At 70.6% G+C, this 24,965-nt stretch carries 25 protein-coding genes and 1 tRNA gene; 20 read left to right on the forward strand and 6 right to left on the reverse strand.

Annotation, left to right across the window (positions count from 1 at the left end):
- Nucleotides 1-131: 131 nt before the first annotated feature.
- The 5 genes from ACZ63I_RS33165 (at nt 132) to ACZ63I_RS33185 (ending at nt 3,009) form a co-directional block, all read left to right on the forward strand.
- Nucleotides 132-338 (forward strand): hypothetical protein, encoded by a 207-nt coding sequence (locus ACZ63I_RS33165; protein ID WP_469343085.1) that lies wholly within the window; start codon nt 132-134, stop codon nt 336-338.
- On the forward strand, nt 322-846 hold the full coding sequence (locus ACZ63I_RS33170) for a DUF6879 family protein (protein ID WP_469343087.1): 525 nt from the start codon (nt 322-324) through the stop codon (nt 844-846). The genes ACZ63I_RS33165 and ACZ63I_RS33170 overlap by 17 nt, the downstream gene beginning before the upstream one ends.
- The gene (locus ACZ63I_RS33175) at nt 836-1,684 is read left to right on the forward strand and encodes a helix-turn-helix domain-containing protein (RefSeq protein WP_469343089.1); all 849 of its coding nucleotides are present in this window, start codon (nt 836-838) and stop codon (nt 1,682-1,684) included. The genes ACZ63I_RS33170 and ACZ63I_RS33175 overlap by 11 nt, the downstream gene beginning before the upstream one ends.
- Before the next feature lie 94 nt (nt 1,685-1,778).
- Nucleotides 1,779-2,279 (forward strand): hypothetical protein, encoded by a 501-nt coding sequence (locus ACZ63I_RS33180; protein ID WP_469343090.1) that lies wholly within the window; start codon nt 1,779-1,781, stop codon nt 2,277-2,279.
- 76 nt (nt 2,280-2,355) lie between these two features.
- Nucleotides 2,356-3,009, forward strand: coding sequence for a class I SAM-dependent methyltransferase (locus tag ACZ63I_RS33185; protein ID WP_469343091.1), 654 nt, complete (start codon nt 2,356-2,358; stop codon nt 3,007-3,009).
- 67 nt (nt 3,010-3,076) lie between these two features.
- Here ACZ63I_RS33185 and ACZ63I_RS33190 read toward each other — a convergent pair.
- A tRNA-Leu gene (locus tag ACZ63I_RS33190) sits at nt 3,077-3,164 on the reverse strand.
- A gap of 177 nt (nt 3,165-3,341) precedes the next feature.
- Here ACZ63I_RS33190 and ACZ63I_RS33195 point away from each other — a divergent pair.
- From ACZ63I_RS33195 to ACZ63I_RS33205, 3 genes are all read left to right on the forward strand, one after another.
- Complete coding sequence (locus ACZ63I_RS33195) at nt 3,342-4,667, forward strand: M20/M25/M40 family metallo-hydrolase (protein WP_469343093.1); 1,326 nt, start codon at nt 3,342-3,344, stop codon at nt 4,665-4,667.
- Between the two features lie 147 nt (nt 4,668-4,814).
- Nucleotides 4,815-5,048: a chaplin ChpH gene (chpH, locus tag ACZ63I_RS33200; RefSeq protein ID WP_041991321.1), complete on the forward strand. Its 234-nt coding sequence runs from the start codon at nt 4,815-4,817 to the stop codon at nt 5,046-5,048.
- 138 nt (nt 5,049-5,186) lie between these two features.
- A complete protein-coding gene (locus tag ACZ63I_RS33205; protein WP_469343095.1) occupies nt 5,187-6,059 on the forward strand; it encodes a chaplin in 873 nt (290 codons plus the stop codon).
- A gap of 59 nt (nt 6,060-6,118) precedes the next feature.
- On the opposite strand, the gene ACZ63I_RS33210 is transcribed toward ACZ63I_RS33205, so the two are convergent.
- Nucleotides 6,119-6,307 carry a DUF5703 family protein gene (locus ACZ63I_RS33210; RefSeq protein WP_030354641.1) on the reverse strand — a complete coding sequence of 63 codons (189 nt, stop codon included), beginning with the start codon at nt 6,305-6,307 and terminating at the stop codon, nt 6,119-6,121.
- A 47-nt stretch (nt 6,308-6,354) separates the two neighbouring features.
- Here ACZ63I_RS33210 and ACZ63I_RS33215 point away from each other — a divergent pair, with 47 nt between their 5' ends.
- The gene (locus tag ACZ63I_RS33215; protein WP_469343097.1) at nt 6,355-7,005 is read left to right on the forward strand and encodes a hypothetical protein; all 651 of its coding nucleotides are present in this window, start codon (nt 6,355-6,357) and stop codon (nt 7,003-7,005) included.
- Nucleotides 7,006-7,117: 112 nt separating this feature from the next.
- Here ACZ63I_RS33215 and ACZ63I_RS33220 read toward each other — a convergent pair whose 3' ends face one another.
- Nucleotides 7,118-9,295, reverse strand: a complete 2,178-nt coding sequence (locus ACZ63I_RS33220; RefSeq protein ID WP_469343098.1) for a helix-hairpin-helix domain-containing protein — start codon at nt 9,293-9,295, stop codon at nt 7,118-7,120.
- On the reverse strand, nt 9,292-10,272 hold the full coding sequence (locus ACZ63I_RS33225) for an aldo/keto reductase (RefSeq protein ID WP_469343100.1): 981 nt from the start codon (nt 10,270-10,272) through the stop codon (nt 9,292-9,294). Before ACZ63I_RS33225 ends, ACZ63I_RS33220 begins: the two co-directional genes overlap by 4 nt.
- 132 nt (nt 10,273-10,404) lie before the next feature.
- Here ACZ63I_RS33225 and ACZ63I_RS33230 point away from each other — a divergent pair, with 132 nt between their 5' ends.
- Nucleotides 10,405-11,457 carry an LLM class F420-dependent oxidoreductase gene (locus ACZ63I_RS33230; protein WP_469343101.1) on the forward strand — a complete coding sequence of 351 codons (1,053 nt, stop codon included), beginning with the start codon at nt 10,405-10,407 and terminating at the stop codon, nt 11,455-11,457.
- 289 nt (nt 11,458-11,746) lie between these two features.
- Nucleotides 11,747-12,532 carry a ferritin-like domain-containing protein gene (locus ACZ63I_RS33235; RefSeq protein WP_469343103.1) on the forward strand — a complete coding sequence of 262 codons (786 nt, stop codon included), beginning with the start codon at nt 11,747-11,749 and terminating at the stop codon, nt 12,530-12,532.
- 67 nt (nt 12,533-12,599) lie between these two features.
- On the opposite strand, the gene corA is transcribed toward ACZ63I_RS33235, so the two are convergent.
- Complete coding sequence (corA, locus tag ACZ63I_RS33240) at nt 12,600-13,607, reverse strand: magnesium/cobalt transporter CorA (protein ID WP_469343105.1); 1,008 nt, start codon at nt 13,605-13,607, stop codon at nt 12,600-12,602.
- 177 nt (nt 13,608-13,784) lie between these two features.
- Between corA and ACZ63I_RS33245 the strand changes: the two genes are divergently transcribed.
- The 4 genes from ACZ63I_RS33245 to mshC all read left to right on the forward strand — a co-directional run bounded on the left by ACZ63I_RS33245 (nt 13,785) and on the right by mshC (nt 17,510).
- Complete coding sequence (locus ACZ63I_RS33245; RefSeq protein ID WP_469343107.1) at nt 13,785-14,501, forward strand: histidine phosphatase family protein; 717 nt, start codon at nt 13,785-13,787, stop codon at nt 14,499-14,501.
- Nucleotides 14,502-14,624: 123 nt separating this feature from the next.
- Nucleotides 14,625-15,215: a DUF3090 domain-containing protein gene (locus ACZ63I_RS33250; RefSeq protein WP_469343109.1), complete on the forward strand. Its 591-nt coding sequence runs from the start codon at nt 14,625-14,627 to the stop codon at nt 15,213-15,215.
- Nucleotides 15,179-16,087, forward strand: coding sequence for an SCO1664 family protein (locus ACZ63I_RS33255; RefSeq protein WP_469343110.1), 909 nt, complete (start codon nt 15,179-15,181; stop codon nt 16,085-16,087). Before ACZ63I_RS33250 ends, ACZ63I_RS33255 begins: the two co-directional genes overlap by 37 nt.
- Nucleotides 16,088-16,280: 193 nt before the next feature.
- Complete coding sequence (gene mshC, locus ACZ63I_RS33260) at nt 16,281-17,510, forward strand: cysteine--1-D-myo-inosityl 2-amino-2-deoxy-alpha-D-glucopyranoside ligase (RefSeq protein WP_469343112.1); 1,230 nt, start codon at nt 16,281-16,283, stop codon at nt 17,508-17,510.
- A gap of 116 nt (nt 17,511-17,626) precedes the next feature.
- On the opposite strand, the gene ACZ63I_RS33265 is transcribed toward mshC, so the two are convergent.
- Nucleotides 17,627-18,655: a PAC2 family protein gene (locus ACZ63I_RS33265; RefSeq protein WP_469343113.1), complete on the reverse strand. Its 1,029-nt coding sequence runs from the start codon at nt 18,653-18,655 to the stop codon at nt 17,627-17,629.
- A gap of 307 nt (nt 18,656-18,962) precedes the next feature.
- On the opposite strand from ACZ63I_RS33265, the gene ACZ63I_RS33270 reads away from it, so the two are divergent.
- The 5 genes from ACZ63I_RS33270 to ACZ63I_RS33290 are packed head-to-tail and all read left to right on the forward strand — an operon-like array spanning nt 18,963 to nt 24,758.
- Entirely contained in the window at nt 18,963-20,282 is a 1,320-nt protein-coding gene (locus ACZ63I_RS33270; protein WP_469343114.1) for an enolase C-terminal domain-like protein, read from the forward strand.
- Nucleotides 20,279-21,073: an SDR family NAD(P)-dependent oxidoreductase gene (locus tag ACZ63I_RS33275; protein ID WP_469343116.1), complete on the forward strand. Its 795-nt coding sequence runs from the start codon at nt 20,279-20,281 to the stop codon at nt 21,071-21,073. The genes ACZ63I_RS33270 and ACZ63I_RS33275 overlap by 4 nt, the downstream gene beginning before the upstream one ends.
- A 36-nt stretch (nt 21,074-21,109) precedes the next feature.
- Entirely contained in the window at nt 21,110-22,183 is a 1,074-nt protein-coding gene (locus ACZ63I_RS33280; RefSeq protein WP_469343118.1) for a sugar ABC transporter substrate-binding protein, read from the forward strand.
- 2 nt (nt 22,184-22,185) lie between these two features.
- The gene (locus ACZ63I_RS33285) at nt 22,186-23,733 is read left to right on the forward strand and encodes a sugar ABC transporter ATP-binding protein (RefSeq protein ID WP_469343119.1); all 1,548 of its coding nucleotides are present in this window, start codon (nt 22,186-22,188) and stop codon (nt 23,731-23,733) included.
- Nucleotides 23,730-24,758, forward strand: a complete 1,029-nt coding sequence (locus ACZ63I_RS33290; protein ID WP_469343121.1) for an ABC transporter permease — start codon at nt 23,730-23,732, stop codon at nt 24,756-24,758. Before ACZ63I_RS33285 ends, ACZ63I_RS33290 begins: the two co-directional genes overlap by 4 nt.
- Nucleotides 24,759-24,965 lie beyond the last annotated feature (207 nt).

Raw genomic sequence — 24,965 nt, forward strand, 5'->3', positions numbered from 1 at the left:
CCACCCCTGCAAGCGTCACGGCTTTATGCGACAACGCCAATATTGGCGTGACCGCATGGACTGCGACGGCACACCCTCCGTACGGTCTTGACGTTGCCCCCACCAGGGGCGCGAGACGAGGGGGTTTCACCGTGGCTCGTGAGGAACTGACCCGGCTGACAGGCAACGGGAACGGCACGTGTGGCAAGGACGACTGCCCGAACGTCTACCGGACCGCGTCCGGCTCATTCGTTGTCCAAGGTGACGTGTCCCACGCGTTCAACGCCCCTGACGGGGAAGGGCTCGTGGAGATTCCGGAGGAGACGTTGAGGGAGGCTTTCCGTGCTCTTGGCTGGTGAGGAATGGGCGGCGCGCTTTGAGCGCTTCACGCGGGAAGCGTGGCGCCTTGAGACGTTGCCGCAGTACCTCATGCCGCAGGAGGAAGAGGAGTTCGCGGCCTTCCGCGCCGGGGCGCGTATCGACCCGGAGACGGTGGCGAACGAGTACACCGACCGGCTACGCCGACAGGCCGCGGAGGGACGCATACAGGGCCGTGTCCATGTGGTGACTCGCCCCCTGTCGGATTACCTGCGCTTCGAGTTCCATCACTACTACAAGGCTCACGCCATGGCGGGTGAGCAGATCCGTATTCTCGACGTTACGGATAGACCCGATCCTCTTGACGGGGTACAGGACTTCTGGGTGTTCGATCAGTCCGAAGTGGTACTGATGAACTACCACCCGGACGGCAGGCAGATCAGTCGAGAGGTCCGCGACGGTTCCCCCGAACCGTTCCTCGAATACCAGAGGATCGCGGTATCCGAATCAGTTCCCTTCGAGGAGTACGTGAAGGGCCTTGACCTTTGATCCCGAGACCCTAGGTCAATCCAGGTCTGACCTGGCAGGGGTCCTGAAGAACGAGCGCAAGCGGGCCGGGTGGACTCAAGCTCGGCTCGCGAAGCGCTGCAACATGAGCCAGACCAGAGTCAGCAATATCGAGAGCGGAAAGCTGACGCCGCCCATAGTGGACGTTGAACTGATCCTCGAAGCTCTTGGAGCGGAGGGTGCGGTAGCGGCCGAGATCCTCGCTCTTGCCCGTGCGGCAAACACGGAGTGGCAGGACCACTGGAGTTCCCAGCGACGGGGGCTGGACAAGAAGCAGAACGAGTTGGCCCGGCTGGAAGCCGTCACCACAGAGTTCCGGTTCTTCCTGCCGACCATGATTACGGGTCTCTTGGCGACGCCTGATTACGTACGAGCCAGTCTCATGCGTAACTCCGGTGATATGTCCAAAACGGTCGCGAAGAAGCTGGAGCGCCAGCGAATCCTCATGGAATCCTCGAAGTTCTTCACATTCCTTCTCACGGAACAGGCCGTCCGTTGGCCGCTGGCGTCACCTCTGGTGATGGCTATGCAACTAGACCGCCTCGCGTCCGTCTCGCGCCTGCCGAATATACGGCTCGGCGTGATTCCCCTCGGGGCCGTCGGCCCTGTCGTTGAGACTCCGCTCAGCGTCTTCACGGTCTATGACCGGCGGCTGGTCCAGGTCGAGACCCACACAGGGGCTTTGATACTCAGGGATCACAGGGATGTGAGCGCGTACCGGGATGACTTCGAACGGTACGAGTTCCACGCCGTCTTCGGGGAGGATTGCCGGTCACTTCTGAGCGACTGGTCCATGATCTTTACCCGACAACGCCAATAGAAGTGGGTTCTCTTGGCGGTCGGGATGAGACTTACGAATCACGAGCGCTCAGCACCAAGCCCGTACGCATTCCGAAGCGACTGGAAGGATTCTCATGACAGTGACCATCGAGTCCCCCAGAACCACCAGGACGCGCGACCCTCGTCAGATCCTCAACGATGTGGCGCCGTACCTCGAACACCTCACCGTGAACGTTCTCGACGGCGGGATGTCCCTGTGGGAGCGGGAGATAGCACTCCTGCTCCGGGACCACACGATGGTGCGGGACATGGCGGAACGCATCCTCGGAAACGCGGTCATGTACGTGGTGGCGTCCATCGAACATCCGGAAGTGCATCTGGGGGTGGGCAAGATCGTGGACATCGGCGTGCATCAGCTCATCCTTGACACGCCCGTCTGGTTCGCCATCTGCGCCGCCTACAACAACGGCAGGTACAAGCACCACGCTCCCTTCATCGAGCGGCGGCGGGACGGCCTATGCCTGCTAACCGAGGAGTTCGTCCGCTCCCTCGGCTTCACGCCCGACGAGGAACTGTGGGCGATCGACGGGGCAGAGTGCTCTCCGTGTGACAACAAGGTCCCCGACTCCCACTGAACAGCCGCACCCCACGTGCCCCGCTCCAGCTCACCACTGACCGGCGCGGGGTACGCCCCTTATGAAGAGAGCCACCGTGCCGGCACGCCATAACCACGATGACGAACGCGATCTCTGGGACACGTACGCGACCAGCGTCACCAGGGAGATCGGCGCTCCGGTCATGAACTGGACGCAGTACGCCGGGCACGGCCCCGGTGCGGAGCTTCTTGAAAGCCCGAGCACCGTACTGGAGATCGGGTGCGGCACCGGACGGACTCTCGCCTACCTCGCGGAACGGGGAGTGAAGGCGACGGGAGTGGACATGTCTCCCGTCATGGTGGACGCCGTGCGGGAACGGTGGGGGGACAGGGTGTCGTTCCACTGCGCGGAAGTGCTCGACTTCCTGCGTGATCACGGGGAACAGTACGACGCGGTGTACTCGATCTTCGGCGCGGTCTGGTTCACCGACCCGGCCAAGCTTCTGCCGCTGGTGGTCCGGGCGCTCAGGCCGGGCGGCAGCCTGGTCTTCTCGCACCCGCCGGCCATCCCCGGGGCCTACGGCCCGCAGGGCATGTACAAGGGTGGATTCGCAGGTCGGGCACAGTTCACGTACCGCTACAGCTACACCCCCAGGAAGTGGAGAAGCCTCTTGCTGGGGGCCGGGTTTTCGACGGCGGACGTGCGGACTCTGGACGCCCCCGAACCAGCGCACATCGGGACGCTGATCGGCCGTGCCGTGGCACGTTGAAGCGGACCTGTCGGTCACGCCACAGCCCCGGGAAACAGAAAAACCCCAGATCAACTGGGGTTTCTGCTGGTGTCCGAGGGGGGACTTGAACCCCCACGCCCGATAAAGGGCACTAGCACCTCAAGCTAGCGCGTCTGCCATTCCGCCACCCGGACGAGGTGTCTGCCGGGCGGCCGTGGGCCGTTCCGACGTGGAAAACCATAGCAAACAATCGGCGGTGCCCGATCACACCGCCCGGCCCCCGGACGCCCTTGGGGTCCGGGCCCTGATCGCGGCAGTATGTGGGGGACCAGCCGTATCGAACAGCACCGACCACCGTGGGAGTGAGCAGCGTGAGCGAGCCGAACGCGGGCAGGGCCGTATCGGGCCAGGACGAGGTCGTCGACCTCTGCCGTGATCTGATCCGGATCGACACCAGCAACTACGGCGACCACTCGGGCCCCGGTGAGCGGGCGGCCGCCGAGTACGTGGCGGAGAAGCTCGCCGAGGTGGGCCTCGAACCGCAGATCTTCGAGTCCCACCCGGGCCGGGCGTCGACCGTGGCCCGGATCGAGGGCGAGGACCCGTCCAGGCCGGCCCTGCTCATCCACGGCCACACCGACGTCGTACCGGCCAACGCGGCGGACTGGCGGCACGACCCGTTCTCCGGGGAGATCGCCGACGGCTGCGTCTGGGGGCGCGGGGCGGTCGACATGAAGGACATGGACGCGATGACGCTGGCCGTCGTACGGGACCGGCTGCGCAGCGGCCGCAAGCCCCCGCGCGACATCGTGCTGGCGTTCCTCGCCGACGAGGAGGCGGGCGGCACGTACGGCGCGCGGTATCTGGTCGACAACCACCCGGACCTCTTCGACGGCGTCACGGAAGCGATCAGCGAGGTCGGCGGCTTCTCCTACACCGTGGACGAGAACCGCAGGCTGTATCTGATCCAGACCGCGGAGAAGGGCATCCACTGGATGCGGCTCACGGTCGAGGGCGCCGCCGGGCACGGGTCGATGATCAGCAAGGACAACGCGATCACGGAGCTGTGCGAGGCGGTGGCGCGGGTCGGGCGGCACAAGTGGCCGGTGCGGGTCACCAAGAGCGTGCGGTCGTTCCTGGACGAGCTGTCGGACGCGTTCGGCGTCCCGGTCGACCCCGAGGACATGGACAGCACGCTGGAGCGGCTCGGCGGCATCGCCAAGATGATCGGCACGACGCTGTACAACACGGCGACCCCCACCATGCTGGGCGCCGGCTACAAGGCGAACGTGGTGCCAGGACAGGCGACCGCGCATCTCGACGGCCGCTACCTGCCGGGGTACGAGGAGGAGTTCCTGGCCGACCTGGACCGGATCCTCGGCCCGCGGGTCAAGCGCGAGGACGTGCACGCGGACAAGGCGCGCGAGACCAGCTTCGACGGCCCGCTGGTGGACGCCATGCAGGGCGCGCTGCTGGCGGAGGACCCGATCGCCAAGGCCGTGCCGTACATGCTCTCCGGCGGCACCGACGCCAAGTCCTTCGACGACCTCGGCATCCGCGGGTTCGGCTTCGCGCCGCTGAAGCTGCCGCCGGAGCTGGACTTCGCCGGGATGTTCCACGGGATCGACGAGCGGGTGCCGGTGGACGGACTCCAGTTCGGCGTGCGGGTGCTCGACCGGTTCATCGACAACTGCTGAGGACCGTCCGCGCGGCACAATCGTCAGTGTGTGCGTATTCGACTGAAAAGGATGAATGCGACGATACGCTCGTAGCCTGATTACTTCCTTCTCGTTACAGGTGTGGCGGTCCGCGGCTTGGACCGCCATTGCCTACAAGGAGGAAGAATGATCAAGAAGGTCGTCGCTGCTGCGGCTATCACCGGTGGTCTGGTGCTCGCCGGCGCGGGCATGGCCGTCGCCGACTCGGGTGCCCAGGGCGCTGCCCTGAACTCCCCGGGTGTGCTTTCGGGCAATGTCGTCCAGGTGCCGATTCACATCCCGGTGAACGCGTGCGGCAACACGGTCTCTGTGATCGGGCTGCTGAACCCCGCCTTCGGCAACACCTGCGTCAACGCGTGACGTTGTACATCAACCCATGAGGGTTTGAACCCGGGCGGCCCCGGAGTGCGCGCCATGCACTCCGGGGCCGCTGGGCATCCTGCCCCGGCACATCGGCTCAGGGGCACTTTCGGCAGGTAGAAGGCAGGGATCGAAGCTATGAGACAGGTCACTCGCAAGGGCCTGATCACCGTGGCGGCCGCAGGCGGCGTACTCGCCCTCGGCGGCGGTTACGCGCACGCGGATTCGGGAGCCGCGGGCACCGCGGCGAATTCGCCGGGCGTGCTGTCCGGCAACAACGTCCAGATTCCGGTGGACGTCCCGGTCAACGCGTGCGGGAACACCGTGAATGTCGTCGGGTTGCTCAACCCGGCCATCGGCAACCGCTGCGCCAACGTCTCGGGCGGCACGTCCGGGCACGGCGGCGGCTCGCGCGGACACGGCGGTTCGGACGACGACGGCGGTTACGGCGGCGGTGGGTCGCACAACGGCGGACCGCGCGACGGCGGTTCGCACCACAAGCCGCCGCAGGCTGGTTCACACGGCGGTGGACAGCACGGCGGTGGGCAGCAGGGCGGCGGATCGCACGGCGGTTCGCACGGTGGTGGTTCGCACAGCGGTTCGCACGGTGGCGGGTCGCACGCCGGTGGTGACGCGGGGAACTCTCCCGGCGTCGGCTCCGGCAACGAGCTCCAGTTGCCGATCGACATTCCCGTGAACGTGTGCGGGCTCGGCATCAACGTCATCGGCCTCGGCAACCCCGTGACCGGCGACACCTGCGAGAACGACGCGCCGCCGGTGGTCACCCCGCCCGAGCGGCCCGTCACGCCGCATCCGCACCCGGTGACCCACCGCAACGTCCCGCCGGCCCCGAGCCACAACACCCCCGTGGCACAGACCGTCGCGAAGCCCCTGGCAGGACCCGAACTCGCCCACACCGGGGCGGGCTCGGTCGGGATGGCAGCTTCCGCAGGCGCCGGGATGCTGCTCGCGGGCAGCATTCTCTACCGTCGCGCCCGCGCCGCCGCGTAGTCGGGCGCGTACGGACAGACAGGGCGGGCCTCGCGTGAGCGGGGCCCGTTCCGTCGTCGTCACCAGGTGGCGCGCACCTGACGGATGATGCGTCGGCGCAACCGCACCCTGCGGCTGCCGTCCCGGTGCAGACTCAGACGGTCGAGTTCCCAGTGCCCGTACTCGGCATGGTCGGTGAGCAGACGGGCCGCTTCCTTGCGGGAAACCCCGCGCGGCACGTACACGTCGACAAATTCGTATTCCGGCATCGCATCTATTGTGCGGGCAGAGGCCAGGTACGGATAGCGTCTGCACTATGTCTGATGCTGCGCAGTCCACCGCCGCCGAGGTACGCGCCGCCGCCGAGGCGGTCAAGATCGCTCTGGACCGTCATCTCGCGGCCGTCGAACACCGCTCCGGCGAGGATGACCAGGCCGTTTCCGAGGCGTTCAACGCCCTTGCCGCCGCCGCCGAGGTGTACGACGAGCGGCTGTACAGCCGTTACGACGAGGTCACTCCCTTCGAGATCCCGGAGCCGGACGACTCGCTTCCGCCATACGCGGGACCCGAGGAGCCGAATGCCCTCAGCGTCCTGATCCGGCGGGACTACGCGGTCACCGAACCCCAGCGGCTGCTCGCGCAGGCCCAGCGCATCGCGGACGTCGAGGGGGAGAGCGACTCGGTCGCGATGGTCGGCAGCAGTGTGCACGCGGCCTTGGGCGTGCTCTTCGGCGAGTACGAACCCGACGAGATCGCCTCCCGGCACAAGGAATTCGGCCTTGAGGAGGGCGACTCCACCCTGTGGGTGTCGGCGTCCGACGAACTGCCCGAACCGGGCGAGTGGCTGCGCACCCCCTTCGACCAGGCGGACCCGCAGCAGGTGGTCTGCCGCTTCGACGTCAGCTCGGTCTTCGACGAGGACGACCTGGACCTGGACACGGACGACCTGGAGGAACAGGAAGTCTGACCGGGCCTTCGGCTTAGGGTCTGTCGTTTGGATCAGGCCGGATCAGGGCGCCGTGCCGGGCTCGCGAGCCCGGCACGGCTCGCGAGCCCTGGCACGATCCACACGACAGGCCCTAGCCTGCGGCCGTCGGCGCCGGGGCCAGGAGGCCTTCCAGGAGTGGGCGCAGGCGGGTGGTGCGGTCCTGTGACGGGATCTGGGCCACCGCGTGGGCCAGGGCCTGGTCGGCGCCGTGGACCACCGAGAGGTGGCGGTCGCCCCGGCTGAAGGCCGTGTAGACCCAGGGGCGGCTCAGGGCCTGGGTCGCGTCGCCCGGGAGCACCACTACCGCCGCGGGCCAGCGCATTCCGGCTGCCTGGTGTGCGGTCAGCGCCCAGCCGTGCCGTACGGACGACTCGACGCGGTCCTTCGGGACCACGACCGGCACGCCCGCGCAGTCGAGGTGCAGGCCGTCCGCGTCGGCCGAGACCACCGATCCTTGCAGCGTCCTGCCCGGCGCCGGTACGTAGGCGATCCTGTCTCCCGGGTCGAAGCCGCCGAACCGGCCGGGGCCCGGCTGGAGGCGCTGTTTGAGCGCCGCGTTGAGCGCGCGGGTGCCGGCGGCGCCGCCGTGGCCGACCGTGATCACCTGCGTCTGCTCGGCGGTCACACCGAAGGCGCGCGGTACGGACTCGGCGACGAGCTGGACCGTACGGTGCACCGCCTCGCCCGCGTCCCGCACCGGGACGATCACGACCTCCTTGCCGGGCGCCGGGACCTGGTTCAGCTCGCCCACGCCGATCCCTGAGACCAGCTCGCCCACCGGGCCAGGATCGGGCGTACGGGACGCGATCTGCGGGCACACCCGCGCCGCCAGCAGGTCGGCGAAGACCCGTCCCGCGCCCGCCGACCACAGCACGCCCGGGTCACCGCTGAGCACCAGCCGGCCGCCGTCGGGCAGCGACTCCACGAGCATCGCCGCCGTCTCCACGTCGAGCTGCGGCGCGTCCAGCACCACCAGCAGGTCGAGCGCGAACAGCCCGTCGCTGTCCCGGCCGGGCCCCTCGGCGCCGGCCAGCAGCCCAGCGACCGTGACGGCCGCGCCGCCCAGCCGCTCGCGGCCGTTCTCGCTGTGCGCGGCGACGACCGCGCGCAGCCCCAGCGCACGCGCGGCCTCCGCCAGCTCCACCGGCTCGGCGCGCGCCGCCTCACCGCCCGTGTGCAGTACGAGCCCGTGCCCGGCGGCGGCACGGATCAGGTCGCCCGCCGACGGTGAGCCCGCGGCGCCCGCCGCCTCCTCCCAGGAGGCGTCGGGGCCGGTCTTGACCAGCCGCGCGAGCCCGTCGGCCAGGCTCTCCTCGGCGAGCGCGTACCGGTCGAGCCCCAGCAGCACCGGGACCGGCGCCGCCTCGGCGGCGCCCGCCGCCGGCTCGTCCGCGCCCTCGTCGGACCCGGACCCCTCACCCGTCAGACCTTCGGCCTCCTCGTCGAGACCGTCCTGGAAGACCAGGACCGCTCCCTCGGCGATGGCATGCTGCAACGCCTCGTCGGGGTCCGGCACCCCCTGCCCGGCCAGTGCCTTGCGCACCGCCGACGAGTCGAGCGCGGTGTGCCCCCGCAGCGCCGCCTGCTCCAGCAGCCAGCCCACGAGCGCCGCCGCCCGCCGCTCGTCGCCGGGACCGCACGCGGGGCCGAGCAGCGCCCGCGCGAATCCGTCGGCCTGCTCGGGACGGACGCCGGGCACGGACAGCAACTGCCAGGGGTCCTCACGCAGCACGTCGGCCCCGCGCTCGCCGAGCGTGGCGCAGACGGGCCCCGCCAGCTCCTCTGGCGCACCGCCCTCGGCCAGCACGGCCCGTGCGGCCGCCACCGCGCCCGGCGCCGCGGCAGGGCCTGCGGCGGGCTCGGGAACCGCGGCGGGTGCGGGACCGGCGGCTGCCCGTTCCGCCACCGGTGCCGGCGGTGCCAGCAGGGCCGGGTCGACCTTCTCGCCGCTCTCCACCGCCCGTACGGCCGCGAGCAGATCGGCCGCCTTCCCGTTCAGTTTCGTACCCGCGGGGATGGGCCCCTCCTTCTCGGCCTTCCGCTGCTCGATGCGCTCCCGCAGCGCCCGCTGGGCGGCCAGCTCCGCCTCGGCCTCGGAGGGCGCCGCCGCCTCGGTGGCAGCCGCCGCTTCGGTGGCCGCCGCGTCCGTAGCTACCGCGTCACCCACCGCGTCCGTACCTACCGCGTCCGTACCCGTCGCGTCCGTACCCACCGCATCCGTGCCCGCCGCATCCGGTGTCTCGTCCACGGTCTCGTGGTCCGTACTCACAGCGTGCTCCAGTCCTGGTCGGGATAGCGGTGAACGGGCGCCGACACATCGTCCAGCGCCTGGCAGATCTCGTCAGGAAGACTAAGGCTCTCCACTGACAACGCCGCCGCGAGCTGCTGCGCGTTCCGCGCGCCGACGATCGGGGCCACCACCCCCGGGCGGTCCCTGACCCAGGCCAGCGCGACCTCCAGCGGAGTCGTGGCGAGCCCGTCGGCAGCCGTCACCACCGCGTCGACGATCCGGCTCGCCGCCTCGTCCAGATACGGCTCGACGAACAGCGCCATGTCGGAAGCGCCCCGCGAGTCGGCGGGCGTCGCGTGCCGGTACTTGCCGGTGAGCACCCCGCGGCCGAGCGGCGACGACGGCAGCAGCCCCACGCCCAGGTCAAGCGCCGCCGGCAGCACCTCGCGCTCCACGCCGCGCTGCAGCAGCGAGTACTCCATCTGCGTACTGGCGAGGCGCGTGCGTATCCCGGGCTGCGCGAGCTGCCAGGTCGCCGCCTTGGCGAGCTGCCAGCCGCAGAAGTTCGACACCCCCGCGTAGCGCGCCCGGCCGCTGGTGACAGCGATGTCCAGCGCGTGCAGCGTCTCTTCGAGCGGCGTCTCGGTGTCGAAGGCGTGGACCTGCCACAGATCCACGTAGTCGGTGCCGAGCCGCGCGAGCGAGGCGTCCAGCGCGGCGAGCAGATGGCCGCGCGACCCGTCGAAGCGCCGGTCGGGGTCCGGCACACTGCCGGCCTTCGTCCCGATGATCAGATCCCTGCGCGGCACCAGCCGCTCGACGAGCTGGCCCAGCAGATACTCCGACTCCCCGCCGCCGTACACGTCGGCCGTGTCGACCAGGGTCCCGCCCGCCTCCCAGAACGTCTTCAACTGCTGGGCCGCGTCATGCTCGTCGGTGTCCCTGCCCCACGTCAGGGTGCCGAGCCCGATCCTGGACACACGCAGGCCGGTACGGCCGAGATGCCTCTGCTCCATGGTGGCTGAGATTACTGGCCAGGACCCCACAGGGAGAGAGGGCTGTGGACAACGCGCCGCTGACGCCGACGGCGGCGCGCGCTAGAGTCCCCGCACAAGGACGTTACTCGTCGGTAAGGGAAGGGAGCGGTTATGCGGCTCGGCATCAACCTCGGCTACTGGGGCGCGGGGATGGACAGCGACAACCTCGCCGTCGCGCAGGAGGCCGACCGGCTCGGCTACGACGTCTGCTGGGCCGCCGAGGCGTACGGATCCGACGCTCCCACCGTGCTGACCTGGGTGGCGGCGCAGACCGAGTCCATCGACGTCGGCTCCGCGATCCTGCAGATCCCGGCCCGCCAGCCCGCGATGACCGCCATGACCGCCGCCACCCTCGACTCGCTCTCCGGCGGCCGGTTCCGGCTCGGCCTCGGCGTATCGGGCCCGCAGGTCTCCGAGGGCTGGTACGGCGTCAAGTTCGACAAGCCGCTGGCCCGCACCCGCGAGTACGTCGAGATCGTCCGCCGCGCGATGTCCCGCGAGCGGCTGTCGTTCGAGGGCGAGCACTGGACCCTGCCGCTGCCGGACGGCCCCGGCAAGCCGCTCAAGCTGACGGTCCACCCGCAGCGCGAGCACATCCCGCTCTACATCGCCGCGATCGGCCCCAAGAACCTGGAGCAGACCGGCGAGATCGCCGACGGCGCCCTGCTGATCTTCCCCTCGGCCGATCATCTGGAGGACACCGCGATCACCCATCTGCGGGCCGGCCGAGCCAAGGCGGGCCTCACGATGGACGGTTTCGACGTGTGCCCCACCCTGCCGCTCGCCGTCGGCGACGACGTCCAGGCGCTGGCCGACGTCTTCCGCCCGTACACCGCGCTGTACGTGGGCGGCATGGGCAGCCGCAAGCAGAACTTCTACAACCAGCTCGCCCGGCGCATGGGGTACGAGAAGGAGGCGGCCGAGATCCAGGACAAGTACCTGGCGGGCGACAAGACCGGCGCCGCCGCCGCCGTACCGCACCAGCTCATCGACTCGACCACCCTGCTGGGCCCCGTCGAGCGCATCGCCGACCGGATGCAGGCGTACGCGGCGGCCGGTGTCACCACCCTCACCCTGGCCCCCGCGGGCTTCACGCTCGACGAGCGCCTTGCCGCGCTGCGGGTCGGCACCGACGCCCTGGAGCGGGCCGGCCTCGTCTCCTGAGCGCCGGCCGCCGGCCGAGGACAAGCACCCCGCCCCGGGGCCTCGGCCGGGGCCAGGTCCGGGGCCAGGTCCGACCGGCGGAAGTCTGCGGCCGTGGTGGGGGCTCGGGGGTCTTCCCCGCCACGGCCGTCACGCGGAACAACGCCTCCGGACGCCGCTCGGTTACGCCCTGCGGCGCACCTTCCGTGTCCTTCGTATGGCGCAGTCCTGCCCCGCACCTGTTGCCCGCCGCCCCGTACCCGCTTTGACTCGGACCGGCGGACGTCGGTTCTGCACGGAGGTGGCAGTGATGCTCTCGGCCCGAAGCCTGTTCAGGGAAATGCTCGACAACGACCGCGCTTTCCAGCTCTTCTGCTCCATCGCCGCCAGCGGCGAGGCCCAGGGCGGCTGGGAGAACGGCAGGATCGCCGCGCTGGTGCCCGCGGGCATGCGGGACCTGGCGCCCAAGATCGCCCGGCACGGCGCCGACGAGGACAAGCACGGCCGGCTCTTCCAGGGGCTGCTCAAGAAGCGCGGACTGTCCGCCGTCGACATCCCGCCGGAGACCGACTACACCGTCCTGCTGGAGCGGCGCGGCATCGGGCTCGCGCACGAGAAGCTGCGCCGCGACGAACCGCTCACCGAGCGGGACATCGTCATCTACCTCTCGCACAGCCGCGTCACCGAGCAGCGGGCCAGCGACCAGATGGTGATGCTGCGCAAGTACTTCGGCGACGACCCCGAGGTCGGCAAGGCCGTCAGGATGATCAGCAACGACGAGGACAACCACCTCGCGTACTCCAACGAGGAACTGCTGCGGCTCGCCGGGCTCGGCCACGGCAGGACGATCCACACCGCCCTGAGCGAGTGCGCGCGCGCCGAGATCCAGGTCTACCGCCAGGTGAGCCTCGCCGTGATGGACCACATGGGCCGCATCCTCGGCTGGCCGGCGCCCAAGGCGGCGCTGCTGCGGGTCGGCATCAACGCCATGTACGGCGTCGAGCGGGCCGGCGGCTGGCGCCGGATGGTGCAGCTCCACATGCCGGAGCGGCGCGACGCGCTCGGCGGCCCCGCGACCGCCGCGCCCGTGTTCTGAACGGCACCTGCCGCACCAGCAGCACCCAGCCCGACCCGACCCGACCCGACCCGCCGCGCCGCGCCGCTCAGAGCCAGCCGCGCCGCTTGAACGTCCGGTGCAGGCTGACGACGGCCGTGACCATCAGGGCGATCACCGCGGGGTAGCCCCAGACCCAGTGCAGCTCGGGCATGTGCTCGAAGTTCATCCCGTAGATGCCCGCCACCAGCGTGGGCACCGCCGCCATGGCCGCCCACGCCGAGATCTTCCGCATGTCGTCGTTCTGCCGCACACCCATCTGCGCCAGATGCGCGGACAGGATGTCGGAGAGCAGCCGGTCGAGCCCTTCCACCTGCTCGTTCGCATGCGTCAGATGGTCGTTGACGTCCCGGAAGAACGGCCGCGACTCCTCGTTCACGAACGGCACCTCCTGGTCCGTCAGCCGGGCCATCGGCATCGCCAGCGGCCCCGTGGCGCGGCGGAACTCGAGCACCTGCCGCTTGAAGTTGTAGATCTGCGCCGCCGTCGACGTGCCCGACCCCTTGGCCGGGCCCGAGATGCCGGGCGCGAAGACCTCCGCCTCCAGCTCCTCCAGGTCGACCTGGAGCTCGTCCGCCACATCGATGTAGTCGTCGACCACCGCGTCGCTGATCGCGTACAGCACGGCGGTCGGACCCCGCTTCAGGATCTCCGGATCCCCTTCGAGCCGCTTGCGCACGGCCGCCAGCGGGGAGATCTCGCCGTGCCTGACCGTCACCACGAACGAGTCGCCGATGAAGACCATCACCTCGCCCGTGGAGACGTCGTCGGTCGCCGGCTCGTAGGCGACCGGCTTGATGACCATGAACAGCGAATCGTCGTAGATCTCCAGCTTGGGCCGCTGGTGCGCGGTCAGCGCGTCCTCGACGGCGAGCGGATGGAGCCCGAACTCGCTGCTCACCGTCTCGAACTCCACCTCCGTCGGCTCGTACAGCCCGAGCCACAGGAAGGCGTCCCCCGAGGAGCGCGCCTCGGCCAGGGCGTCGGAGAAGTCGGCGGGTCCGTCGGTGCGGTGTCCGTCGCGGTAGATGGCACAGTCCACGATCACGGCTGGCATTCTTCCCGGTCCGGGGGACCTCACTCGTCATCGCCCCTCGGCGGCCGATCACTGACCACCGACCACTGACCACCGACCACTGACCACCGACCACTGACCACCGACCACTGACCACCGACCACCACCCGCCGCCTACCGCCGCCGACCGGCCCTCGGCGGGTCGTTAGGCTGACCGGCATGGCCACCCTGATCCTCGTCCGTCACGGACGGTCCACCGCCAACACCGCCGGGCTGCTCGCGGGCTGGACGCCGGACGTCGCCCTCGACGAGCGGGGCGCCGCCCAGGCGGCCGCGCTGCCGGAGCGGCTCGACGGCGTACCGATCGCCGCCGTCGTCTCCAGCCCGCTGCAGCGCTGCCGCGAGACGCTGGCGCCGCTGCTCGCCGCCAGGCCGGAGCTGCGGGTACGTGAGGACGAGCGGATCGGCGAGTGCCACTACGGCGACTGGACCGGGCGCAAACTCGCCGAGCTGAGCGACGACCCGCTGATGGAGGTCGTCCAGCAGCACCCGTCGGCCGCCGCCTTCCCCGGCGGCGAGTCGATGCGCGCCATGCAGGCCCGCGCCGTCGAAGCCGTACGGGAGTGGAACGCCCGCGTCGAGGAGGAGCACGGCCAGGACGCCGTGTTCCTGATGTGCTCGCACGGCGACATCATCAAGGCGCTGGTGGCCGACGCGCTCGGGATGCACCTCGATCTCTTCCAGCGGATCCATGTCGACCCCTGCTCCGTCACCGCCGTCCGCTACACCCGGGTACGCCCGTTCGTGATGCGGCTCGGCGACACGGGCGACCTGAGCGGCTTCGTGCCGCGCGAGGCTTCCGCCGAGGGCGAAGGCGAAGCGGGGAAGGGCGCCGACGGAGCCGGTGTTGTAGGGGGCGGCGCGGGAGCACCGTGATCGCTCGGCGCAGTAGGGTGGACGCGCCGTCCGCGGCGTGATTCCGGGCTCTCCCGGGCCCCCCGGACCGCCCCTTTCCGTTTTTCGTTTCCGTTCTTCATCGATTCCCAAGGGAGACAGGACGTGTCCCGTCAGGTGTTCCTCTACGACCCGCCGGACCGCTTCGTGGCCGGTACGGTCGGGCTGCCTGGACGCCGTACGTTCTTCCTCCAGGCTTCGGCCGCGGGCCGCGTCACCAGCGTCGCCCTGGAGAAGACCCAGGTGGCCGCGTTGGCCGAGCGGATCGACGAGCTGCTCGACGAGGTCGTCCGCCGTACCGGCGGCAACGCGCCCGTCCCCGCCGTCGCCCCGCCGGCCGTCGCCGACTCGGCCCCGCTCGACGCGCCGGTCGAGGAGGAGTTCAGGGTCGGCACGATGGCGCTGGCCTGGGACGGCGACGAGCAGCGCATGATCATCGAGGCCCAGGCCCTCGTCGAGCTGGACGCCGACACCGACGAGGATCTCGCCGAGGCCGAGGAGCGGATGCTCCAGGACGACGAGAACGGCCCGCCGATGCTGCGCGTACGGCTCTCCGGGGCCCAGGCCAGGGCCTTCGCCAAACGCGCTCTGGACGTGGTCAACGCGGGTCGGCCGCCGTGTCCGCTGTGCAGTCTGCCGCTCGATCCGGAAGGACACGTATGCCCGCGCCAGAACGGATACCGCCGGGACGCGTGACGGGGACCGGGACCGTGCTGGATCTGCTCACCAAGGGCGAGCTGACCGTACGCGGCCAGATCCGCGAGGCGTCCAACGCGGTGATCTACTGCTCCGTCGCGTACGAGGGCCAGGAGGCGCACTGCGTCTACAAGCCGGTGGCGGGGGAGCGGCCCCTGTGGGACTTCCCCGACGGCACGCTCGCCCAGCGCGAGGTCGCCGCTTACGAGGTCTCCGAGGCGACCGGCTGGGGCCTGGTGCCGCCCACGGTGCTGCGCGAGGGCCCGTACGGCCAGGGCATGTGCCAGCTCTGGATCGACACACAGGACGAGACACCGGACGGCGACACCCCGGACGGTGACACCCCGGACGGCGACACTCCGGACGGTGACGCCGAGACCGAGCAGCCGGGCGCGCTGCTGGCGCTCGTCGAGGGCGACGAGCCCGGCGAGGGCTGGAAGGCCGTCGGCCTCGCCGACGTCGGCGAGGACCGCACGGCGCTGCTGGTGCACGCCGACGACGAGCGGCTGCGCCGGCTCGCCGTGCTCGACGCGGTCATCAACAACGGCGACCGCAAGGGCGGCCATCTGCTGCCCGCTCCCGACGGGCGGCTGTACGCCATCGACCACGGCGTGACCTTCAACGTGGAGGACAAGCTGCGCACCCTGCTCTGGGGCTGGGCGGGCGAGCCGCTGACCGACGAGGCGCTCGCCGTACTGGCCCGGCTGGCGGACGAACTGGCCGAAGGCGCCCCGCTGGCCACCCGGCTGGCCGCGCTGATCACCCCCGCCGAGACGGAAGCCGTCCGCGCGCGGGTGCGTGAGCTGCGCCACACGGGCCGCCACCCCGAGCCGTCCGGGCAGTGGCCCGCGATCCCCTGGCCGCCGGTCTGAGAGCTGGTACGCGACCAGTACGCGGCCGGTACGCGGCCCGTACGGAGCCGGTGCGCCTACGGGGGCCGACGGCCCATGACGTGGACCGCGCGGACCACTCAGCAGGTCACAGCGGATATTTCAAGACCGCGAGTATCGCCGGGAGCCGCCGTCCGGTTCGTATCGGGAACATCCGCCCGGTTACGCTCAAGGCATGTATGCCTGGCCCGCTTCCGAGGTGCCCGCCCTTCCTGGCAAGGGCCGCGACCTCAGCATTCACGACACCTCGACCGGTGACCGCGTCACGCTCGAACCCGGTCCCGTCGCCCGCATATACGTCTGCGGCATCACGCCGTACGACGCGACCCACATGGGTCACGCGGCGACGTACAACGCGTTCGACCTCGTGCAGCGCGTGTGGCTCGACACGAAGCGGCAGGTTCACTATGTGCAGAACGTGACCGATGTCGACGACCCGCTGCTGGAGCGCGCGGTGCGCGACGGCGAGGACTGGGTCGCGCTCGCCGAGCGCGAAACCGCCCTGTTCCGCGAGGACATGACGGCGCTGCGGATGCTGCCGCCCCAGCACTACATCGGCGCCGTCGAGGCCATACCGGGCATCGTGCCGCTCGTGGAGCGGCTGCGGGACGCGGGGGCCGCGTACGAACTCGAAGGCGACGTCTACTTCTCCGTGGCGGCCGACCCGCACTTCGGCGAGGTGTCCCGGCTCGACGCCGAGGCGATGCGGCTGCTCTCGGCCGAGCGCGGCGGCGACCCCGACAGGCCGGGCAAGAAGAACCCGCTCGACCCGATCCTGTGGCTGGCGGCCCGGCCGGGCGAGCCGAGCTGGGACGGCGGCAGCCTCGGCCGCGGCAGGCCGGGCTGGCACATCGAGTGCGTGGCGATCGCGCTCGACCATCTCGGCATGGCCTTCGACGTCCAGGGCGGCGGCAGCGATCTGGCCTTCCCGCACCACGAGATGGGCGCATCGCACGCCCAGGTGCTGACCGGTGAGCACCCGTTCGCCCGCGCCTATGTGCACGCGGGCATGGTCGCGCTGGACGGCGAGAAGATGTCCAAGTCCAAGGGCAATCTGGTCTTCGTCTCGTCCCTGCGCCGCGAGGGCGTGGACCCGGCGGCGATCCGGCTCGCGCTGCTCGCCAACCACTACCGCGCCGACTGGGAGTGGACGGACCGGATCCTCCAGGACGCGGTGGAGCGGCTCGCCCGCTGGCGGGCCGCCGTGTCCCGTCCTGACGGCCCGTCGGCCGACGCGCTCGTCGACGAGATCAGGGCCGCCCTCGCGGACGACCTGGACTCCCCGTCGGCGCTGCGCGCCGTGGACCGCTGGGCCCGCTCGCAGGAGGCCGAGGGCGGTACGGAGGAAGGCGCCACCGGCGTCGTCTCCCGCGCGGTGGACGCGCTCCTCGGGGTGGCCCTGTAAGCGCGTACCGGACCGCCCGTACCGGACCGTACGCGGAGAGGGGCGGCGCCCGACGGCGCCGCCCCTCTCCGTATGCCGAGGACTCTGAGGGCCCGTATGCCGAGGACCCTGAGGGCTCAGTCCTCCGATGAATCTTCCCCGTCGTCCGGCTCGGGACCCTTGTTCCGCTCGGGGTCAGGGCCCGTCTCGGGGCCGCCGCGCTGCGGGCGCTGCGGCCGGCTGCGACCGCCCGCCGACGTGTCGCGCCGGTATGACGCGCCGTCACCGCTCTCCGTGGCATGGCCGCCCGGCGGCTGCCCGGGACCGCCGTCGCGGCGGCGCAGATACCGCTCGAATTCACGAGCGATGGCCTCGCCCGACGCCTCGGGCAGTTCGGCCGTGTCCCGCGCCTCCTCCAACGACTGCACGTACTCCGCCACTTCGGTGTCCTCGGCGGCCAACTGGTCCACGCCGAGCTGCCAGGCCCGCGCGTCCTCGGCCAGCTCGCCCAGCGGGATCCGCAGCCCGATCAGGTCCTCCAGGCGGTTGAGCAGCGCCAACGTGGCCTTCGGGTTGGGCGGCTGCGACACGTAGTGCGGCACGGCGGCCCACAGGCTCACGGCCGGGACGCCCGCGTGGGTGCACGCCTCCTGGAGGATGCCGACGATGCCCGTCGGGCCCTCGTACCTGGTCTCCTCCAGATCCATCGTCCTGGCCAGGTCGGCGTCGGAGGTGACGCCGCTGACCGGGACGGGGCGGGTGTGCGGTGTGTCGCCGAGCAGCGCACCCAGGATGACGACCATCTCCACGCCCAGCTCGTGGGCGAAGCCCAGGATCTCGTTGCAGAAGGACCGCCAGCGCATGGACGGTTCGATGCCCCTGACCAGCACCAGGTCACGTGGGGTCTCCCCGCCGACGCGCACCACGGAGAGCCGGGTGGTGGGCCAGGTGATCTTCCGGGAGCCGCCGTCCAGGAACACCGTGGGCCGGTTGACCTGGAAGTCGTAGTAGTCCTCGGCGTCGAGCGCCGCGAACACCTCGCCCTTCCATTCCCGGTCCAGATGGCCGACCGCCGTGGAGGCCGCGTCGCCGGCGTCGTTCCAGCCCTCGAACGCGGCCACCATGACCGGGTCGATCAGCTCGGGAACTCCCTCCAGCTCGATCACCCAGTGCCTCCTTCCGAAGTTCCTTGTCTACGGACCAACCTTACGGCTTTCCCGCTGCTCGCCCGCAGCCCCTGCGCACGCGCGGGTGAACTTCGCCCTCCCGGGGCAGAGAACGGGGGACGAAGGCCGCGGCGGCGGACCTCGGGACGGCTGCCGACGGGTTACCGGCGAGCCGCTGACGCGCCGGCGACGAGATTCATCCGAGCTGTGACCTCATTTTTCTTCCTGCCCCTGGACGGTTGGGCGTCAACGACGCTATACATCGGATGACCACAAGAGGTCCGATGTTCTTCCAAGGGGGGCGTGCATGAGTCAGACCGTCACGGGGTTCGAGGTTCACGACATTCGTTTTCCCACCTCGGAACAGCTCGACGGCTCCGACGCCATGAACCCGGATCCCGACTACTCGGCCGCCTACGTGATCCTGCGGACCACGGACGGCGCCGAAGGCCACGGATTCTGCTTCACGATCGGCCGGGGAAACGAGGTCACGGCAGCCGCCATCGAGGCGCTGCGGCCGTACGTCGTGGGACGGTCCGCCCCGCACACCGCGGCCGATCTCGCCGCGCTCTACTTCGAGTTGACCCACGACTCGCAACTGCGCTGGCTCGGCCCCGAGAAGGGCGTGATGCACATGGCGGCGGGCGCCGTCGTCAACGCCGCCTGGGACCTGGCAGCGAAGAACGCGGGCAAGCCGGTCTGGGAGTTCCTCGCCGGGATGACCCCCGAGGAACTCGTCTCGCTCGTCGACTTCCGCTATCTCACCGACGCCCTCACCCCCGACGAGGCGCTGGAGATCCTGCGCGCGGCCGAACCCGGCCGCGCCGAACGGGCCGCGGCGCTGCGGGCGCAGGGCTACCCCGCGTACACCACGTCGCCCGGCTGGCTCGGCTACTCCGACGCCAAACTCGTGGGGCTCGCCAAGCAGGCCGTCGCCGACGGGTTCGAGCAGATCAAGCTGAAGGTCGGCGGCTCGCTCGACGACGACACGAGACGTATGGAGCTGGCCCGCGCCGCCGTGGGACCCGACATCCGGATCGCCGTCGACGCCAACCAGCGCTGGGACGTGCCCGACGCGCTGCGCTGGATGTCGGCGCTCGCCCCGTTCGACCCGCACTGGATCGAGGAGCCGACCAGCCCCGACGACATCCTCGGCCACGCGGCGATCAGAGCCGGGCAGCCGGTCAAGGTGGCCACCGGCGAGCACGTCGCCAACCGGGTCGTCTTCAAGCAGCTTCTCCAGGCGGGCGCCGTCGACTTCGTCCAGATCGACGCGGCCAGAGTCGCGGGCGTCAACGAGAACGTGGCGATCCTGCTGCTCGCCGCCAAGTTCGGCGTGCCGGTCTGCCCGCACGCCGGCGGCGTCGGACTGTGCGAACTGGTCCAGCATCTCTCGATGTTCGACTATGTCGCGGTGTCCGGCAGTTGGGAGGACCGGGTCATCGAGTACGTCGACCATCTCCACGAGCACTTCGCCGACCCGGCCGTGATCGTCTCGGGGCGCTACGCCACCCCGACGGCGCCCGGCTTCTCCGCGCGGATGCTCCCCGGGTCGATCGCCGCGCACAGTTTCCCGGAGGGACCCGTCTGGCAGTCCCGCCGCACCACCGAGGAGGTCAGTTCGTGACGGCAGTACCCCAGCCCCCCGACGCCCGCGACTTCGCAGGGCTCGGCGCCGTGGTCACCGGCGGTGCCTCGGGCATCGGCGCGGCCATCGCGACGCTGCTGCTCGCGCGCGGCGCCCAGGTCGCCGTACTGGACAGGGCGACCGAAGGGGCGCCGGCCGGGACGCTGGCGCTCACCGCCGACGTCACGGACGACGCGGCCGTCAAGGCGGCGGTGGACGCCGCGGCAGCCGAGTTCGGCGGCCTGCACACCATCGTCTCCAACGCCGGCATCGGCGCCCAGGGCACCGTCCTCGACAACGCGGACGACGAGTGGCTGCGTGTCATCGACATCAACGTCCTCGGCATGGTCCGCACCGCCCGGCACGCCCTGCCCCATCTGCGCCGCTCGGCCGACGAACGGCCCGGCTGCGTCTCCATCACCCAGACCTGCTCCATCGCCGCCACCGCCGGACTGCCCCAACGGGCCCTGTACAGCGCGAGCAAGGGCGCTGTCCTCTCGCTGACCCTGGCCATGGCGGCCGACCACATCCGCGAGGGGATCCGGGTCAACTGCGTCAACCCCGGTACCGCGGACACCCCTTGGATCGGCCGGCTGCTCGACCAGGCACCGGACCCGGCGGCCGAACGCGCCGCGCTCGCCGCACGCCAGCCGACGGGACGGCTGGTCGGTGCGGACGAGGTCGCGGCAGCGGTCGCCTATCTCGCCAGCCCCGCGGCGGCAGCCGTCACGGGAACGGCCCTCGCTGTGGACGGCGGAATGCAGGGCCTACGCCTGCGCCCCGCCAACTGAGCCGTGTTTCACCAAGCCTTAAGGACGGGACAATCCATGCCGCGCAACACCGTGGGGCGAGCCCCACTCCGCAGACTGCGTACGACGAGCGTCGCCACCGGCGTCGCCCTGCTCGCCGTCACGGCCCTCGCGGGCTGCAACCGTGACGAGGGCGACTCGGGCGCGGGCGGCGGCAAGGTCGGGATCGACCTGCCGCGCAGCGACACCGACTTCTGGAACTCCTACCAGCAGTACGTGGAGAAGGGCGTCAAGGCCGGTGACGTGGACGCGTTGCCGCTGACGAACTCGCAGAACGACATCGGCAAGCTCGCCGCCAACGTGCAGGCGCTCACCGACCAGGGCGCCAAGGCCGTCGTCATGGCCCCGCAGGACACCGGCGCCGTGGCCGAGACACTCCAGAAGCTGAACGACAAGAAGATACCCGTCATCAGCGTGGACACCCGGCCCGACAAGGGCAACGTCTACATGGTCGTCAGGGCCGACAACCGCGCGTACGGCGAGAACGCCTGCCAGTACCTCGGCAAGCAGCTCAAGGGCAAGGGCAAGGTGGCCGAGTTCCAGGGCGACCTGTCCTCCATCAACGGCCGTGACCGCTCGGAGGCGTTCAAGTCCTGCATGGACAAGAACTTCCCCGGCATCAAGGTCTTCGAGCTGGTGACCAACTGGGCCGGCGACGTGGCCTCGGCCAAGCTCCAGTCCACGCTCACCGCCAACCCGGACCTGAACGGCATCTACATGCAGGCCGGCGGTGTCTTCCTGGAGCCGACCCTGGCCCTGCTGGAGCAGAAGAAACTGCTCAAGCCGCCGGGCACGGCAGGGCACATCACGATCATCTCGAACGACGGCATCCCGCAGGAGTTCGACGCGATCCGCTCCGGCAAGATCGACGCCACCATCTCGCAGCCCGCCGACCTGTACGCCAAGTACGCGCTCTACTACGCCAAGCAGGCGCTGGAGGGCAAGAAGCAGAAGCTCGGCCCCACGGACCACGACTCCAACGTCATCAAGATCCCCAACGGGTACGAGGACCAGCTCCCCGCGCCCCTGGTGACCAAGGACAACGTGGACGACCCGAAGCTCTGGGCCAACCAACTGGACAAGAAGAGCTAGCCGTGGCCTTGGAAGTATCTGACGCGGCGGCACCTGCCGCGGTGCACGCGGAAGGCATCGTCAAGCGCTTCGGGCCCACCGTCGCGCTTGACGGTGTCCAACTCACCGTACGGCCCGGCGAGTCGCACGCACTCGTCGGCCGCAACGGCGCGGGAAAGTCCACCCTGGTCAGCGTTCTCACCGGGCTGCACAAGCCGGACGAGGGGCAGGTGACCTTCGGCGGTGCGCCGGCGCCCGCGTACGGGGACACCGCCGCCTGGCAGTCGAAGGTCGCCTGCGTCTACCAGAAGTCCATGGTGGTCCCCGACCTGACCGTCGCGGAGAACCTGTTCCTCAACGACTTCGGGCTGCGCGGGACCGGCGGCGGCGCGCGTTTCATCAGTTGGCGCGGCCTGCGCAGACGCGCCCAGGACCTGCTGGCCGAGTACGGGGTCGACGTCGGCCCGAACGTACGGATGAAGGATCTGCCCGTCGAGCAGCGGCAGTTCGTCGAGATCGCGCGGGCACTGTCCTTCGGCGCCCGGCTGATCATCCTGGACGAGCCGACGGCGCAGCTCGACGCGCGCGGTATCCAGCGGCTGTTCGAGCGGCTGCGTGAACTCCAGTCGCAGGGCGTGGCGTTCCTCTTCATCTCCCACCACCTCCAGGAGGTGTACGAGCTGTGCACCGCGGTCACCGTCTACCGCGACGCCCGGCACGTGCTGACGGCGCCGGTCGCCGACCTGTCCAAGGACGAGCTGGTGACCGCGATGACCGGCGAGTCGGGGGCGAAGACGGCGGCCTGGCACGCGGCGCACGCCGAACAGCCCGACACCGGGGCCGAGCCGGTCCTGCGGACCGAAGGGCTCGCCCTCGACGGGGCGTTCGAGCCGCTCGACCTGGCGGTGCGCCCCGGTGAGGTGCTGGGCGTGGCGGGCGCCGCGGCCAGCGGCACCACCGCGCTCGGCGAGATCCTGGTCGGCATGCGCAGCGCGAGCGCCGGCCGGATCTCCATGAACGGCAAGACGGTGAAGCCGGGCAGCGTCCCGCACGCCCTGGACGCCGGGATCGGCTACATCCCCGAGGACCGGCACCTCCAGGGCCTGGTCGTCGGCCGCAGCGTCGCGGAGAACGCGACGCTCACGGTCGCCGACCAGCTCGGGCCTTGGGGGACCGTACTGCCCTCGCGGACCCGGGCGTTCGCCCGGTCGATGATCGCGGCCCTGGACATCAAGACCACAGGACCCGAACAGCCGGTCGCGGGTCTGTCCGGCGGGAACCAGCAGAAGGTGGTGGTCGCGCGTGCGCTCGCGCGCAACCCCACGGCGCTGGTGGCGGTGCGGCCCACCGCCGGTGTCGACGTGAAATCGAAGGACTCGCTGCTCGGCGTCGTACGCAGGGTGGCTGACGAAGGCAGCGCGGCCGTGATCATCTCGGACGAGCTGGACGATCTGCGGGTGTGCGACCGCGTACTCGCGCTGTTCCACGGGCGCGTGGTGGCCACGTTCGGGAGTGGGTGGACCGACCGGGAACTGGTCGCCGCCATGGAAGGTGTGGGGGAGCGGGAATGACCGAGACGATGCGGCCGCCGGTGGCGGCCGAGACCGAGAAGCTGACGCCGCGCGGCCGGCTGCGGCTCATCCGGTGGAGCGACTTCTCGCTGGTGCCGGTGATCCTGGTGCTGATGGTGATCGGCTTCATCGTCTCGCCGGTGTTCCTGACCTCCAACAACCTGATCAGCGTGGTCCAGCAGTCGTCGGAGCTGAGCCTGCTGGTGCTGGGCGAGGCGCTGATCCTGATCAGCGGCCGGATGGACCTGTCCCTGGAGTCGACGATCGGCATCGCGCCGGTCGTCGCGATGTGGCTGGTCCTGCCCACGTCCGGCGGCCGGTTCAACGGGCTGGGGCTGCTGCCGGAGTGGTCGGCGATCCCGGTCTGCCTGCTGGCGGGCCTCGCGGTGGGGCTGATCAACGGCTTCCTGATCCTGAAACTGCGGGTCAACGGCTTCATCGCCACGCTCGGCATGCTCACCATGCTGCGCGGCCTGCAGATCGGCATCACCGAGGGCAAGTCGATCACCGATGTGCCCGAGTCCTTCCGCTACCTGGGGAAGACCAGTTGGATCGGCGCGCCGGCCGCGGTGTGGATCTGCCTGGCGCTGTTCGCCATCGGCGGGGCGGTGCTGGCCTGGATGCGGCACGGCAGGGCCCTGTACGCGATCGGCGGCAACCCGGAGGCGGCGCGCGCCGCCGGTATCCGGGTGGACCGGATCACCTGGATCGTCCTCGGCGTCGGCGGGCTGCTGGCCGGCTTCGCGGGTGTCCTGTACACCGGCCACTACGGCTCGGTCGCGGCCAACCAGGGCAACGGCTGGATCTTCCAGGTCTTCGCCGCCGCCGTCATCGGCGGCATCAGCCTCAAGGGCGGGCGCGGCACGCTGTTCGGCGCGCTGACGGGGGTGCTCACCCTCCAGCTCGTGGTCAACGTGATGACCCTGGGCGGGGTCCCGCCGCTGTGGAACCAGTTCCTGAACGGCGCGATCATCATCGTGGCGCTGGTCATCTCGCGCTTCGCCAGCGGTGAGAAACAGGACTAGCGGAGTCGCGGGGGGGGGGGGGGGGGGGGGGGGGGGCCCCCCCCCCCCCCCCGGGGGGCCCCCCCCCCCCCCCCCGCCGCCCCCCCCCCCCCCCCCCCCCCCCACCCCCCCCCCCCCCCCCCCCCCCCCCCCCCCCCCCCCCCCCCCCCCCGCCGCCCCCCCCCCCCCCCCCCCCCCCCCCCCCCCCCCCCCCCCCCCCCCCCCCCC

Source organism: Streptomyces sp. NPDC087906 (genome assembly GCF_055584925.1).